This is a genomic window from Bacillus sp. EE-W1 (assembly GCF_009760835.1).
GTDB lineage: Bacteria > Bacillota > Bacilli > Bacillales > Bacillaceae_G > Bacillus_A > Bacillus_A wiedmannii.
Window position 1 is genome coordinate 88109 of sequence record NZ_WIPE01000063.1, and the last position, 15370, is coordinate 103478.

General features: G+C 31.9%; 12 protein-coding genes and 1 pseudogene. 12 read left to right on the plus strand and 1 reads right to left on the minus strand.

What is annotated here, in order from left to right; all coding sequences use genetic code 11:
- The first annotated feature begins 131 nt into the window (after nt 1-131).
- Both GFJ36_RS13195 and bla read left to right on the plus strand, forming a co-directional pair.
- On the plus strand, nt 132-2261 hold the full coding sequence (locus GFJ36_RS13195; protein WP_087986159.1) for a peptidoglycan D,D-transpeptidase FtsI family protein: 2130 nt from the start codon (nt 132-134) through the stop codon (nt 2259-2261).
- A gap of 230 nt (nt 2262-2491) precedes the next feature.
- Nucleotides 2492-3418 carry a class A beta-lactamase Bla1 gene (gene bla / locus GFJ36_RS13200; protein ID WP_371399579.1) on the plus strand — a complete coding sequence of 309 codons (927 nt, stop codon included), beginning with the start codon at nt 2492-2494 and terminating at the stop codon, nt 3416-3418.
- Between the two features lie 168 nt (nt 3419-3586).
- On the opposite strand, the gene GFJ36_RS13205 is transcribed toward bla, so the two are convergent.
- The gene (locus GFJ36_RS13205) at nt 3587-4576 is read right to left on the minus strand and encodes a LacI family DNA-binding transcriptional regulator (RefSeq protein ID WP_087986158.1); all 990 of its coding nucleotides are present in this window, start codon (nt 4574-4576) and stop codon (nt 3587-3589) included.
- Nucleotides 4577-4674: 98 nt separating this feature from the next.
- Here GFJ36_RS13205 and GFJ36_RS13210 point away from each other — a divergent pair, with 98 nt between their 5' ends.
- The 10 genes and pseudogenes from GFJ36_RS13210 to GFJ36_RS13255 all read left to right on the plus strand — a co-directional run.
- Nucleotides 4675-6000: a DegT/DnrJ/EryC1/StrS aminotransferase family protein gene (locus GFJ36_RS13210; protein ID WP_087986157.1), complete on the plus strand. Its 1326-nt coding sequence runs from the start codon at nt 4675-4677 to the stop codon at nt 5998-6000.
- Nucleotides 5987-6847: an HAD-IIB family hydrolase gene (locus GFJ36_RS13215; protein WP_087986156.1), complete on the plus strand. Its 861-nt coding sequence runs from the start codon at nt 5987-5989 to the stop codon at nt 6845-6847. The genes GFJ36_RS13210 and GFJ36_RS13215 overlap by 14 nt, the downstream gene beginning before the upstream one ends.
- 17 nt (nt 6848-6864) lie before the next feature.
- Nucleotides 6865-7914: a Gfo/Idh/MocA family protein gene (locus tag GFJ36_RS13220; RefSeq protein WP_060488893.1), complete on the plus strand. Its 1050-nt coding sequence runs from the start codon at nt 6865-6867 to the stop codon at nt 7912-7914.
- 74 nt (nt 7915-7988) lie between these two features.
- Nucleotides 7989-9191: an MFS transporter gene (locus tag GFJ36_RS13225; RefSeq protein WP_087986155.1), complete on the plus strand. Its 1203-nt coding sequence runs from the start codon at nt 7989-7991 to the stop codon at nt 9189-9191.
- Between the two features lie 32 nt (nt 9192-9223).
- On the plus strand, nt 9224-9811 hold the full coding sequence (locus GFJ36_RS13230; RefSeq protein ID WP_087986154.1) for a TetR/AcrR family transcriptional regulator: 588 nt from the start codon (nt 9224-9226) through the stop codon (nt 9809-9811).
- Between the two features lie 17 nt (nt 9812-9828).
- Nucleotides 9829-10464, plus strand: coding sequence for an HXXEE domain-containing protein (locus GFJ36_RS13235; protein ID WP_242015993.1), 636 nt, complete (start codon nt 9829-9831; stop codon nt 10462-10464).
- A gap of 535 nt (nt 10465-10999) precedes the next feature.
- Nucleotides 11000-12499 carry a spore germination protein gene (locus GFJ36_RS13240; protein ID WP_000802287.1) on the plus strand — a complete coding sequence of 500 codons (1500 nt, stop codon included), beginning with the start codon at nt 11000-11002 and terminating at the stop codon, nt 12497-12499.
- A gap of 20 nt (nt 12500-12519) precedes the next feature.
- Nucleotides 12520-13602 (plus strand): GerAB/ArcD/ProY family transporter, encoded by a 1083-nt coding sequence (locus GFJ36_RS13245; protein ID WP_097890995.1) that lies wholly within the window; start codon nt 12520-12522, stop codon nt 13600-13602.
- Between the two features lie 2 nt (nt 13603-13604).
- A complete protein-coding gene (locus GFJ36_RS13250) occupies nt 13605-14684 on the plus strand; it encodes a Ger(x)C family spore germination protein (RefSeq protein ID WP_087986152.1) in 1080 nt (359 codons plus the stop codon).
- 468 nt (nt 14685-15152) lie between these two features.
- Nucleotides 15153-15328 (plus strand): annotated as a pseudogene (locus GFJ36_RS13255) (IS4 family transposase); the annotation flags it as partial.
- Nucleotides 15329-15370: the final 42 nt, after the last annotated feature.

Here is a 15370-nt window from a genome sequence, read left to right on the forward strand (position 1 = left end):
GAAAGGAGAGTTATGAATTACGTAGCTAAACGAAAAGGTATGAATGCTAACAAGGATTTAGCAAAAAAGTCGAAACGATATTTATAACCGGCCATCGGTATGTAACATATAAGGAATTAAATGGAGGATTTATGGGGAATCAAAAAGGAAAGAACAAGACGTATATATCTATTCGATTAAATATAATGTTCCTTTGCATATTTTTACTATTCTCAGCTATTATTGTTCAGCTAGGAAAGGTGCAAATCGTAGAGGGAGAGGCTTATAAGAATCAAATAGAAAGCAGTCAAAATGCAACAACTAGCATTCCAGTTCCACGTGGACAAATACTAGATCGAGAAGGGAAAACAGTTGTTAATAATAAATCTCTTCGCACAATTACGTATACAAGGGTAAAGGGAATTACTAATGAAGATATTTTAAAAACAGCAAAAGACTTAGCGAAAGTGCTTGAAATACCTGAACAAGATATAAATAAATTAACAGACATCGATAAAAAAGATTTTTGGATGCAGTTGAATAGGCAACGTGCGGAGACAATGATTACTAAAAAAGATATAGAAAAGTTAAAAGATAAGGGAATAGAGGGAAAAGAGTTAGATAAAAAAATAGAAGACTTAAGACGAAGTCGTGTTACAGAATTAGAATTGGCAGAATTAACAGCACAAGATTTAAAGGTGTTAGCTATTAAAAGCAAAATGAGTTCAGGTTATCAACTAACACCACAAATTATAAAAAAAGATGTAACAGATCAAGAGTATGCGCGAATAAGTGAAAATCTTGCGGAGTTTCCGGGGATAGATGCAACAGTTGATTGGGAACGCAATTATGTAAATGGTAATTTATTTCGTTCCGTGTTAGGTAATATTACGAGTAGTGAAGAAGGATTACCGAAAGAAAACTTAGATTCTTATTTGGTACGTGGATATAACCGTAATGATCGTGTAGGAAAAAGTTATATTGAACAAAGATATGAAGATGTCTTGCACGGTGCAAAAGAAGAAGTGAAAAACATTACTGATAAATCAGGAAACATTATAAACACAGAGATAATATCTAAAGGAAAAAGTGGTAATAGTTTAACATTAACGATTGATATGGAATTACAAAAGAAAGTGGAAGAAAGTATAGAGAAAAATTTGAGAGCGTTTAAGAGTTCAGAGCCACTGTTGGACCGAGCTTTTGTCGTCATGACGAATCCAAATAACGGACAGATTCTATCTATGGCAGGCAAAAAGATTGTAGAAAAAGAAGGGAAATTAGAGATTGAGGATTTGGCATTAGGTAACATGACAACTTCGTATGAACTAGGGTCAGCTGTAAAAGGTGCAACTTTATTAACTGGATATGAGACAGGGGCAATACAGCCAGGAGATCAATTTTATGATGCACCTATGAAATTTAAAGGTACACAAGCTAAGAAATCGTGGAATGTATCCGGATTTGGTAATATTAATGATTTACGAGCGCTACAAGTATCTTCGAATGTATACATGTTCCAGACAGCTTTAAAAATTGCGGGAGTTAATTACGTACCAAATGGTTCGTTGGATATAAAACAAGGAGCATTTGATACGATGCGCTATTATTTTAAACAATTTGGATTAGGAGTTCCAACTGGTATTGATTTACCGAATGAAATAATTGGACAAACTAGAAAAGTAGATAGTCAGCCTGGGTTTTTACTAGATTTTTCTATCGGGCAGTATGATACGTATACACCGTTGCAATTGGTGCAATATATTTCAACGATTGCTAATGGGGGGTATAGAATGCAACCTCAAATTGTACAAGAAATACGAGAGCAATCAATAAAAGAAGAGGTTGGCAAAGTTATACGCTCTATAGAGCCTGTCGTATTAAATCGAATTGATATGAAGACAGAACATATTGATCGGATAAAAGAAGGGTTTAGATGGGTATTCCAAGAAGGTGATGGAACTGGCGTGAAGTATTTCAAAAACGCGCCATATAAACCAGCAGGAAAGACAGGGACAGCTCAAACTGTATATGGTGGAGATGATCCAATTGGTAGAAATGCAAAAGGAGAACGTATGGAATGCTACAACTTAACGTTAGTTGGATATGCTCCATATGATAATCCAGAAGTAGCATTTTCTGTAGTAGTTCCATGGCTGCATAACGATAAAAGTGGAATTAATTCTATAATTGGAAAAGAAGTTTTAGATGTATACTTTGATTTGAAACAGCAACGTATACAGGGTGGAGCTCCTAGTACAGGTATTTCTAAGCAAAATTAGTAAGATTTTAGTACTTTTCTCAGGGAAGAGACCCTGTTTATATAAAGGTATTTATAAGTAAAAAAATGAGATGTGAAATAAGAGATAGCGGCGCTCGTAGCTGCTATCTCTTATTTTGTTAATATCTTGGCTACTAGTTAAAAATTTTTAAATTTATGGAACAAACTTGTTTCTTAGATGGTCTATTATGTGTACGTATAAAAACAGATGTTGAAAATTTGAAAGGAATGATGATTTTGAAAAATAAGAGGATGCTAAAAATAGGTATATGCGTTGGTATATTTGGTTTAAGTCTTACAAGCTTAGAAGCTTTTAAAGGAGGGCCATTGCAAGTTGAGGCGAAAGAAAAGACAGGACAAGTGAAGCATAAACATCAGGCGACGTATAAAGAGTTCTCTCAACTTGAGAAAAAATTCGATGCACGATTAGGTGTATATGCGATTGATACTGGTACAAATCAAACAATCTCTTATCGACCTAACGAAAGGTTTGCCTTTGCATCAACATACAAGGCGTTAGCGGCAGGGGTATTACTACAGCAAAACTCTACTGAGAAATTAAATGAAGTTATTACTTATACGAAAGAAGACTTAGTGGATTATTCACCTGTTACCGAGAAACATGTAGATACTGGAATGACACTAGGAGAAATTGCTGAGGCTGCTGTTCGTAACAGTGATAATACTGCAGGGAACATTTTATTTAACAAAATAGGCGGACCACAAGGATATGAAAAAGCGCTTAGACAGATGGGTGATCGGGTTACTATGTCTGATCGCTTTGAAACAGAATTAAACGAGGCTATTCCAGGAGACATTCGTGATACTAGTACAGCGAAAGCAATTGCTACGAATCTGAAAGCCTTTACGGTCGGAAATGTGCTTCCGGTTCATAAACGTAACATTCTTACAGGGTGGATGAAAGGAAATGCTACAGGAGACAAACTTATTCGTGCAGGCGTACCAACTGATTGGATAGTTGCAGATAAATCCGGTGCTGGAAGTTATGGGACACGAAATGATATTGCTATCGTTTGCCCGCCAAATAGAGCACCAATTATTATCGCAATTTTATCTAGTAAAGATGAGAAAGAAGCTACTTATGATAATCAACTCATTGCAGAGGCAACTGAAGTTATAGTTAAGGCTCTTAAGTGATAATCTCTCAATTCTTTATGTAATAAAATATGAACTTGGAAAGTGATTCTTTTTAATGTGAAAAGCATTTTGATGGATTATTTTAATTTGATATAAAAAGAGGACGCATTATTATTTACGTCCTCTTTTTATTTATTAGATAAATTTAAGCAGAAACTTTTGTTTTAATTATGTCGATTCACGGATAATTAAGTTTGTAGGATATTCAATAATTTTACGTTTAATAGATTCATCTGTATTTATATATAGTAGAATCTCGTTAACGGTACGTTTACTCAGTTCAACAATTGGAATATCAATGGTACTGATTGTTGGAGTTGTAACTGTACAAATTAATTGATTATCATAACCACAAACAGCTAAGTCAGTTGGAATAGAATACCCTTTTATAGTAGCTCCTTTAATGACTCCAGCAGCAACTTGATCATTTCCAGTAAATAATGCAGTAGGTCTATCCTTTAATTTATCTAATTTCTGAAAAATTCTAAATCCATCTTCAATAGTAATTGCATCTCCAAACAGCCAATTTTTATTGAATGGTAATTGCTTTTCTTTTAAGGCATGCAAATATCCTTGTTGGCGTTTTAATTGTGCTTGACTATTAAGAGAATCAAAACAAAAGCCAATTTTTTTATGATCTTTGTTTATTAAATGTTTAACAGCTTTGTATCCAGCCTCAAATTCATCGTAACAAATTATTGGAATAGGTGCATTTTCCTCATACTCATTACAAAGTAATATGGGCCCATATGCTAAATAATGCTCTATATTTTCCCAACTATTTTCTAGGGATGCGAGAATTACACCATCTACAGCTTTATTCTTTAGTAATGAAAGTAATTCCAGTTCTATTTTTTTCTCATAAAAAGTCTGATAAATTAGCAATTTGTAATTGTGTTTTAATAATTCTTTAGAAATTTCTCTAGCCAATTTTCCGAAAAAGGGATGATCTATATTTGGAATTGATAGAGCAATGGTTTGTGTCTTATTTATCCTAAGATTCCTAGCAATAGAACTAGGAGTATAGTTAAATTCTCTCATTACTTTTATTATTTTCTCACGTTTTTCTGGATTTACATAAGGATGATTATTTAGAACTCTTGAAACCGTAGCATTTGATACATTACATAATTTAGCTATTTCGTTAATTGTTACCATAGAGAAACCCTCCGTAAAAAATATGTTGACATGTAATCGATAACATAAAATATAGTCTACTCATGATTTTCAAAATAATTTCTTAGAGGTGATTTAACGTGAAAACTCTTACTACAATTTCTGGACATAGTAAAGACAATTTAGCTTTATTAAAGTGCCTACAGGGGGAGACAAAAGAAAAAGAATTTGAAATTAGTAATATATTGCCGAATCACAAGATGAAAGAGAAATTATTTAGAGAAAATAAATTGAAAATAGATATTAATATAGAAAAAGATATTTTCAATTATAGCAGAAAAAATATACAGAAAATAGAATTTATGCCAGTTAATCGGTTGATTTCGCAAGATGAGGTTGAGAAAATTATAGGAGTTTTAAAAGATGTCTTACCGACAGGTCAATTTACAAGTGGACCATTTTCAAAAAAGCTAGAAGAAGTAATCGGAAATTATTTAAATAAAAAGTTTGTAATTGCAACAAGTAGTGGTACGGATGCCCTTATGGTGTCATTGTTATCTATTGGTATTCAGCCGGGAGATGAAGTAATTATGCCAGCTAATAGTTTTGCTGCTACTGAAAATGCCGTGTTAGCAGTCGGAGCAAAACCTATATTTGTAGATATAGATCAGCAGAGTTATTGTATTGATCCATCTAAAATAGAAGAAGCTATAACCAAAAAAACTAAATGCATTTTACCTGTACATTTGTATGGTAAACAATGTGAAATGAAAAAAATTCGTGAAATTGCGGATCTATATCAATTAACAGTTATTGAAGATGCATGTCAAGCTATTGGTTCTTCAAATCTTGGAGAATATGGAGATATAATTGTCCTTAGTTTTAATCCATATAAGAATTTTGGTGTATGTGGTAAGGCAGGTGCAATAGTTACTAATAATGAAACTCTTGCAATTCGTTGCAATCAATATAGTTATCATGGATTTGAGATTGATAAAAAAAATAAAAAGGTATTAGACTTTGGATTCAATTCTAAAATTGATAATTTGCAAGCAGCTATTGGTTTGGAAAGAATTAAGTACTTATCATATAACAATTTAAAAAGAGCGTATTTAGCTCAACGATATATACGTGATTTAAAGGAATTAGAGGATAGAGAATTAATTAAGCTACCTATGATAACAGAAGATAATGTCTGGCACCTTTTTCCGATTAGAGTTGAAAATGGAAGAAGAGACGAGTTGAAAAATAAATTGTACCAATTGTATAACATTGAAACAGATATTTATTATCCGGTACTATCTCATAAACAAAATACTAAGTGGATAAAGGAAAATGATTTGCAAAACAATATATTAAGTACAGAGCAAGTTCATAAAGAAATATTACATTTACCTTTACACCCAAACATGATGTTAGAAGAGCAAAATTTCGTTTTGGAGGGATTATTCAATGTCTATAAGTAATGAAGTTTTAAAGTCTTTAAATTTTGAAAGACTACCACAGGTTAAAAAGCCTAAATATGTAGTGTTCTGTGATTTTGATGAAACTTATTATCCTCATAACATGGATGATTCTAAAAGAAGCAATATGAAATTGTTAGAAAAGTATTTGTATGAACAAGGAAGTAAAGGGGATTTAGTAATTGGTTGGGTAACGGGAAGTAGTTTAGAATCCATTGTTGAAAAAATGAAAAAGGGTGCTATTCAGTATTTCCCTCATTTTGTGGCGAGTGGATTAGGTACAGAAATAACGTACTTTGATAGTAATGGGACTACTATAGATGATCAAATTTGGGAGGAGAGAATTATAGGGGGTGGTTTTGATTCTTCAAAGATTGAAAGAATTCTTAAATTGCTAGAATCAAAATATGAAATTTTTTTAAGACCTCAGACACAATTAGGAAGTTCTAAGTACAAATTTAATTTTTATTATGAAGAGCAAAATGAATTTATTGATGCAAAGAATTTAGAAAAGATAGAAGAAATCGGAGAAATATTCCAAGTGGGAGTTAATATTAACAAATGTAATCCACTAGCTGGTGATCCAGAAAATTGCTATGATGTAGATTTTATTCCACTTGGAACAGGTAAAGATGAGATAGTGAAGTTTATTTTAGACAAGTACGAACTAGATAAAACAAATGCCATTGCTTTTGGAGATAGTGGGAATGATTTAAGAATGCTACAAGCTGTAAGACATGGTTATTTAGTAGAAAATGCAACAGAAGAAGCCAAAAACACACACTCAATGTTAGCTGAAGGTGAATACTCGATTGGAATTTTAAATACTCTAAAGCACATTATTAATTAAAAGGGGATGTTCATATAATGAATATTGGGATTATAGGTGCAGGAAGTATTGCAAGAGCTCATTCTAGAGCATTATCAACTGTTGATAGTTGTAAATTAGTTGGAGTGTATGATGTTAATAATGAGAATGCCCAAAAGTTGGTAGGGAATTTTGGTGGGAAGGTTTTTAATAGCTATGAAGAGTTACTTGAAGTAGTTGATGGGGTAATAATATCTTCACCGAATTTTTGTCATAGATCTCAAGCTGTTCAAGCGTTATTAAAAAACAAACATGTGTTATGTGAAAAGCCAATGGCAATTTCTTGTGAAGAAGCAAAATACATGATGACAATAGCAAAAAATACTAATTTAGTCGCTTCAATGGGGTTTAACTATCGCCACCTATCTTATGTTAAGGCTTTAAAACAATTAATTCAAAATGAAGAATTAGGGGAAATAGTAGTGGTAAGATTGCATTTTAAAAAGAATAGCGCTTTTAGGAGAACTTCGTTTACTTGGCGAGATGATTTTCAAAGTAATAGAACTAGCGGGGCCTTGGGAGATTTAGGAATTCATCTAATAGATTTATTATGGTTTTTATTTGAGAGTGATTTTAGAGAGGATACTGTTCGAACTAAAATTAAAACAAATGTTAAGGAAAAAGAAAGTAAACCAGTTTTTGTTGATGACTATGCTGAGGTTTATGGCCAATTGAAAAATAAGGTTTTTGTTAATATTACAACATCTAAAAGTTCATTTCTTGACGATTGTGGTTTTAGTATAGAGGTAATAGGTACGAAGAAAGAATATAAGTATTCTTCTAAAGAGCCAAATAAATATATACTCTTTGATGGATTGGAAAAACATGAAATCCCGTTACCATTACCTTTACTAGTCGATCCAGAAAACGAGATTTTTGAATGGTCTGATTCTTTTAGAAGTGAAATTATAGAATGGGCTAAGGCTGCGGAAGGTGGGCCAAATAAGTCTGTAGCAACATTTGAAGATGGATTTCGTTCACAAGTAATATTGGATATGTTTTTTGATAAAAGCAGTAGTAATAAAGAACGATCTGTAGCAACTATTTAGTTTTATGGTAAAAACAGGGGTTTAAAACTTTTACTTAAATCCCTGTTTTTATTTTGGATTGGAGTTGAGAAAAGGTGCGGTTAATATTTTATTATGGTTGCTTGTTTTATTTTATTGTAGGAATAATACATGTTTGCATAGGTAGTTTAATTCCTTCATTAATACAATATTATGGAAGAACCCCTGATCAATTAGGTGTTTTAATATTTTTTCAATTTACGGGTTTTTTATTTGGTGTTCTAAGTTCACCCATACTAGTAAGCAAGTATCATTATTTTAAAACAATAACATTAGGTGTTTTAGTAATGTCCATCGTCCTAGGAGGTTTTATATATATTAAAGAATGGGCATATTTAGCCGTTATTTGCTTTGTATTAGGCTATGGAGCAGGTTTGTTAGAAACTACGGTGGGTTCCTTTATTATTTCAGCAGAAAGGAATAGTGCTGCTAAATTTAGTATTCTCGAAGTATGGTTTGGGGTTGGGGCGCTAGGATTTCCGTTACTAGTTAATTATATTACAAAATTTTATGAATGGTATTTTATTCTTTATGGGATATTACTATTCTTTATTTTTACACTATTTGTTTGGTACATGCTTGGACGTACAAAATTTCTAAATTTTTCTCCTCAAAAAAATGAAAAGGGAGGAGCATCCCTTTCCTCATTCACTCTTAAATTTAAAAGTGAAAAGATGAAAGTTATAGTATTTATTTCACTTTTTGCATTCTTATATGCAGGCATAGAAACCAATCTTGCAAATTTTTTATCTACAATAATGATTCTTACCAATAATGAATTAATCAGTTCAGTAAGTATATCTTGTTTTTGGCTAGCCATAGTTATAGGAAGAATATTTGTGGGTAAGTTTGCTCATAAATTTAATTATTGGACATACATTACATCTAGTTGCTTTACATTAGTGATTCTATTATTTCTATTCCCTTTTGTTCAAGGTACAGGTATGTATTTGTTTATCATCTTCATTATTGGTTTAGTTATAGCGGGTGTTTTTCCAATAACATTAATCTTAGCTTCCCGTATTATGGAAAATAATATTGATGAAGTGACTAGTTTATTTATTGCATCGGCCAGTTTAGGGGGGGCACTAGTATCTTTTCTAATTAGCTGGAGTCTGTCCTTAAATACTATAAAGGTTACTTTTGGGATATTTTCACTTTTCGCATTTAGTTTAGGTTGTATTATTTTAAAAATGAGAAAAATTTCCACTTATAGTAATGAAAGTGCCAAACAAGTAGAAAATATGAAAAATTTATAGAGAAATTTTTATAATGTGAAAAAGATAATTATATTTGGAATTCCAAAAAGATTGATAAAATTAAAAATTCTGTAAATATAACATTGGAGTTCATTAAAGACGAAGGCTTCGAAAGTGTAACAATAAGAAAAATTGCGGCATTGTCGGATACAAATATTGCGCTTGTAAATTACCATTTTGGCTCAAAAGAAAAGTTGATAAGTGAGACAATTAAAGTCTTATTAATTAGCTTTCAAGGCACTTTTTCTATTTTAGATGATATTAAAGTGCCAGCGAAAGAAAGATTAAAAATATTTTTACTTGATTATGTACTAGTAATTCGGCAATACCCTGAGTTAGTTAGGAAAATTATTGCAATGGGAACTACGGTATTTACATCTCAATACGAATATGGTGATTTTTTGAAGAGGCTCGGTTTTAGTAAAGTGAAGAATATTTTAAGCGAAATAACAAATGAAACGGATCAGGAAATTTTAATGATGATGATAGTGCAAATATTCGGATCCATTTTTCTCCCAGAATTAATGATGCTAATTCTTGAATCAGGGGCAGATATAAGAATACTGCCTGTAGAAAAACAAATTGATTTCCTATTTGAACGCTATTTTTATAAAAATTAAGATAGTGGGTGATAGAGATGATTAGTTTCTTTAGAAAGCGTTGGTGTGATGTAGGGTTAGCTATGGCAATTGCTGTCGTAGGTTGTTTAGTCGCGAATTTTGGAGAAATGAGTGAAATAAAAGTACTGTTAGCGTTAAGTTTTGTAGCCATTTTAGTGCATCAATTTGAAGAGTATCGTTGGCCAGGTTATTTCGCTGGTCTGTTTAATGTAGTTATATTTAAAAGTGATATACCAGATCGCTATCCGTTAAATACGCAATCTGCTATGGTAATAAATATTTTGATTGCGTATGTTTTTTATTTACTTCCGGTTTTCTTTCCAAATATTATATGGCTTGGGTTGGGACCTATTTTAATGGGATTTTTTCAATTCATATGGCATGGTATTTTGGCGAATATAAAAGCTAAAACAATATACAACCCAGGATTAGGTGCGGTTGTATTACTACATGTACCAATTGGTTATGCATATATGAGATATGTTCTTTTACACAATTTAGCTACAAATTTGGATTGGATATTAGGGCTAATCTATTTTCTAGTAGCTACCTATTTTTTAATTATAAAAGGAAATATGTTACTGAAAAGTAAGGAGACAATTCATTACTTTTCTAAAAAGCAATTAGGTCCGTACAATGATGCGTTAAAGTGATTCAGAAGGAATTTTGGATGCTGAAGAGAGTACAAGTGAATTAAAAAAGAAAGGTGCATAGGCGCCTTTCTTTTTTTGAAAGAGATTTTTGTATTTTGGGGTAGCGTCACATTGCATCAAGCTAAAATTTTATAGCACCCCAAAACGAAATTTTCTGCTAACTTGTAACAAAAAAGCTCACCTTACCGTTTTGTGTTAATTCTGAATTCTTAAGTTGATAGGCATGTACAGTGAACCCTATTAAGATTCTTTTTTCTGTCTCGGCTATCGTTTTAAAAAGTTTCTTCGAGCAATGACATTTGGCTGGCTTGAACTTGCCGAAATGCTGGATATACCATCTAATCCACATCATAATTTCGTTTATAATCATTCCTTATTTTTACTTTAAGTACATTTTTTAACTGTTTTTGGTTAAGTTATTTCCAAAGGCATTATTTTCAATGAGCATATTTACATATAACTATCCCTAATTTTAAAATTAGAAATTTCCTAAAAACTATATATAGTTTCTTTTTGAAAGGAAGGGTATTATCAATTGAAACCACATGAAAAAGTACCTATTCATTCTATAAAATCTTTGCAGGAATTAATGCAATTGCTAAAAAAATCTAAAGATTTTATAACATTGGAGATCGCTTCAAAGAATTCCGCTATAGTCATTTCATATTTTAGAACATTAATCGATATAAATATATTTCATGAAGAGGTTTTAACTTATATAAAAGAGAGGAGCTTCGATTCGTTACAAGATATTCAGTCTATCTTACCCTTTGAAAATTCAAAAGTAACAAATCAAATGAAAGATATTCAGGATAGTATTTTAAACGGCTATATACTTATTCAGTTCGATACAGATAAATTAAATGGCTTGTTAATAAATGTGTCAAAGAAAGAAAAAAGAGATATTACAAAAGCTGAAATTGAATACAATATCGTGGGTCCACAAATCGCATTTGTTGAAGATTTAGATGTAAACTTAAATTTAGTACGTAGAAAGCTTCCAACACCTTATTTACAAATGAAGGAATTGAAGGTAGGATCTCTCTCTAACACAACCGTTGCAATTGTATTTATTGAGGGAATTGTAAATGATCAAAATCTACAAGAAATTATAAAACGAGTGAGTCAAATAAAAACAGACCATGTTTTAGATAGTACTTATTTGATTCAATTAATTGCTGACAATCCTAATTCCATATTCCCTCAATTTTTGAATACAGAACGTCCAGACCGTGTAGCAGCTGTATTGGCAGAAGGGAAAATTGCACTTTTTGTAGATGGCTCACCTTATGCTATCACCCTGCCAACAACATTAATTGACTTTTTTTCTACGACAGAAGATTACACCATGCCTTGGATTATTGCCTCCTTTTTTCGACTGTTAAGGCTTTTTGCTTTTATGTTTTCTGTTTTAACGACTCCATTATATGTTTCGATATTAACATATCATTACGAGCTTATTCCAAAAGAGCTTCTTGAAACGTTAATCATATCGAGAAGTAAAGTACCTTTTCCTCCATTAATCGAAGCACTTTTTTTAGAAATAACGATTGAATTGCTGAGAGAAGCGGGGGCACGTTTACCAACTAAAGTGGGTTTAACTGTCGGTATAGTAGGTGGTATTGTAATTGGCCAAGCATCGGTAGAGGCAAGTCTTACAAGTAATGTACTAATTATCATTGTTGCACTTTCAGCTCTTAGTTCATTTACAGCACCAATATATAGAATTGGTAATACAATTCGAGTAATTCGTTTTCCTTTTATAATGGCTGCACACCTGTTGGGCTTATTAGGAATTGTTTTAACAAGTTCTTTCCTTTTAGCACGCTTATTACGTACAGAATCATTAAGTCGTCCTTATTTGTTCCCTTTTTATCCTACACGCCCTACAGATTGGAAAGACAGCATTATACGTATGCCAATCTCAGCGATGTTCCGACGTCCGATTTTTTCAAGATCTAAACAGCGTTTTCGTTTTAATCCAGAAGAGGTAGAGAAAAATAAAATCTTATCACGAAATGATTTTGATGATTGAATTTAGCATGGAGGAGCATTATGAAACAGATCCCGATTGAGTATCAAGTATCTCCATATATGGTGTTTTTTTCGATTATTACTATACAGATGGGGGTTGGTATGCTTGGTTTTGAAAGGATTGGTGCAAAGTTAGTTGGAAATGATGCGTGGATTAGTACGCTACTTTTTGGAATATCTGTTAATCTTATGATTTGGATTATATATCAGATTTTAAATCAGGGTAATGGAGACATCATTGCAATCAATCAAAACGTATTTGGAAAATGGGTTGGTGGATTGTTCAACTTCATTTTTTTATCCTATATTGTATTGTTAGGTGCAACAACACTACATACTTATATCGAAGTAGTACATGTTTGGATGTTTCCTTCAATTTCATCTTGGGTTATAGCGGGGGCTTTTTTAGGCTTATGTTATTACATTGTGACTGGAGGGTTTCGTGTAGTTGTCGGAATTGGCTTCTTTGGAATCGTTATCCCAAGCATTCTAATCTTTACATTTTTTTATCCTTTGCAGTATGCAGATTTCCGGAATTTATTTCCAATTGCACAGCATTCATTCCTAGAAATTATGAAAGGAATGAAAGGAAATATGTTTAGTTTTTTTGGATTTGAAATGTTATTGTTGTACTACCCATTTATTAGAAAGGCAAAAAAGTCTCAAAAATATGCGCACTATGCAAATTTAGTAACGACTATTGTCTACACATACCTTATGATTTTAACTCTTGCGTTTTTTAGTGAAAAACAACTCGCGAACGCGATCTGGGCATATTTAAGCATGATTAAAATTATACAATTTCCCTTTATAGAGCGGTTTGAATACATTATTGTTTCTGTTTGGGCTTTTTTTATATTACCTAATGTTTCCTTTACATTATGGGGAGTAAGTCGTGGTATAAAAGAGGCACTAGGAATAAAGCAAAAATATGTTTTGCCAGTTATCATCGTATTCATCTTTGTTTTATCATTTTTCTTGAATAACCGTAATAAAATTAACTTATTAAATACTTGGACAGGTCAAATTGGCTTTGTATATATATATGTATACCTACCTGTACTATGGCTAATTCAAACCGCCAAAATAAAGTTAAGGAGATAAACATGAAGAGATGGATACTTTTCCTTATATTAAGTGTCTTCTTAATAGGTTGTGCTAAAACAAAAATTGTGGATGACATTGATTTAGTTCAAGTTGCGGCATATGATACTGAAGCAGAAGGTAAGCTAAAAGGAACCTTTGCGATTTCAGCTTATAAAGGAGGCGGAGAAGGTGAAACAAAAATCTATTCAGCATCAGGCCAGACTGGTAGAGAAGTTCTTGCAAGGGCATCCGAAAAATCTTCTGGACCTCTAGAGTTGGGTCAATTGCGTGTTATTATATTTAATGAAAAAATAATTGAAAAGGGAATGCAGGAAATTTTAGAGACTTTGAACCGAAATCCTAGTGTAGGAAATGCAATTTATTTAGCAATTACAAATGTAAAAGGGGAATCACTATTAAAGGGGAACTATTCTAAAGAAAAAGAAATTGCTTCCTATCTATCCTCTTTACTGGAGCAAAATATGAACAATGGGACGCAACCAAAAACAAACTTTTTTATGTTTTTAAATCAACTTGATGATGATGCGAGGGATTCCTATTTGCCGATGATATCTAAAAAAGGGAACGTGTTGGAGTTAAATGGAATAGCACTTTTTAAAAGATGTAAAATGGTTGATAAAGTTAACCCTAAAGATTTATTTGTATTTAAATTGTTGACAGATAAATTTAAACAAGGTACTTACCAATTCAAACTACCTAGTTCTTCAAATACTTACGCCACGATAGAGAATATAAAAGCTAGAACAAAATATAAGATGGAGGGGAATAGTAAGCATCCATTCGTAAATGCTCATATTCAAGTTAAAGCTGAAATTCAAGAATTTACAAAAACCAAAAATCTAGATAATCCTAAAGAAATAAAAAAAATAGAAAAAATTATGGAAACAGAAATAGAAAAAAAAGCAACTACATTGATAAAGAGATTTATTAAAAAAGGCACAGATCCTATAGGACTTAGAAAGCTCGGTAGAACTCACGTAAGAAAATGGAACAGTCAAGAATGGGAAGAATCCTATAAACATTTACGTTTTCGTGTAACAGCTGATGTAAAAGTAACCCAATCCGGTGTTACAGAATAAATAAATCAAATAAGATATGGAAAATTTCAATGAAAAAATATGGTCTCGCAGGAGATTAGGGAGAAGAGAAACTTCTTTGAAAGGTCAGGTTATTTTTTAGTTAATGAAGTATGCATTGGTATCTTGCTATTAGATATGCAATAGGCATATTTTGTTTATTTTAATCTCCTCTATGACAATATATAATCTGTATATTTATATTAAACGAATAATAGGGATGATTAATGAAGAAACAGTCTCAATATATGTATCATTTAATTATTAGCATAATATCACTTTTAGCTATACTATTTTTGTTTTTTGGAAACTATAAAAGTACTATTTTTAAGTACTCGCTTATCTCTATATGTTTAATTAATATGATAATAAATCTCCTTTCTTATTATAAAAAAAGAAATAATTAGTTCTCCATAAAATTAAAAAAAACGCTGTTCTTTCTTTAAATCATAGGAAAGGATGGCGTTTTTTGTGTCTGTTTCTGTGTTTGACGAATTACAACTATCTGCTCAAGAAATTCAAGGTTTTTTTCTCTAAATGCCTTACGGAATCTTGCTAGAGATGTTGATTTTGTTCAACGAACCAGTAAATACCAAGCAAAAGATTTAATTGCTTTATGTGTATGGACAACTGACAACCATCTTACTTTTTTCTTCTATCATGTTTCAAATATGGCAATTACTTCTTAT

What these genes read in the sequence shown, in the direction of transcription:
- GFJ36_RS13195 (WP_087986159.1), top strand. Translation starts at nt 132, where the DNA reads ATGGGGAATCAAAAAGGAAAGAACAAGACGTATATATCTATTCGATTA.
- bla (WP_371399579.1), top strand. Translation starts at nt 2,492, where the DNA reads ATGATTTTGAAAAATAAGAGGATGCTAAAAATAGGTATATGCGTTGGT.
- GFJ36_RS13205 (WP_087986158.1), bottom strand. Translation starts at nt 4,576, where the DNA reads ATGGTAACAATTAACGAAATAGCTAAATTATGTAATGTATCAAATGCT.
- GFJ36_RS13215 (WP_087986156.1), top strand. Translation starts at nt 5,987, where the DNA reads ATGTCTATAAGTAATGAAGTTTTAAAGTCTTTAAATTTTGAAAGACTA.
- GFJ36_RS13220 (WP_060488893.1), top strand. Translation starts at nt 6,865, where the DNA reads ATGAATATTGGGATTATAGGTGCAGGAAGTATTGCAAGAGCTCATTCT.
- GFJ36_RS13235 (WP_242015993.1), top strand. Translation starts at nt 9,829, where the DNA reads ATGATTAGTTTCTTTAGAAAGCGTTGGTGTGATGTAGGGTTAGCTATG.
- GFJ36_RS13245 (WP_097890995.1), top strand. Translation starts at nt 12,520, where the DNA reads ATGAAACAGATCCCGATTGAGTATCAAGTATCTCCATATATGGTGTTT.
- GFJ36_RS13250 (WP_087986152.1), top strand. Translation starts at nt 13,605, where the DNA reads ATGAAGAGATGGATACTTTTCCTTATATTAAGTGTCTTCTTAATAGGT.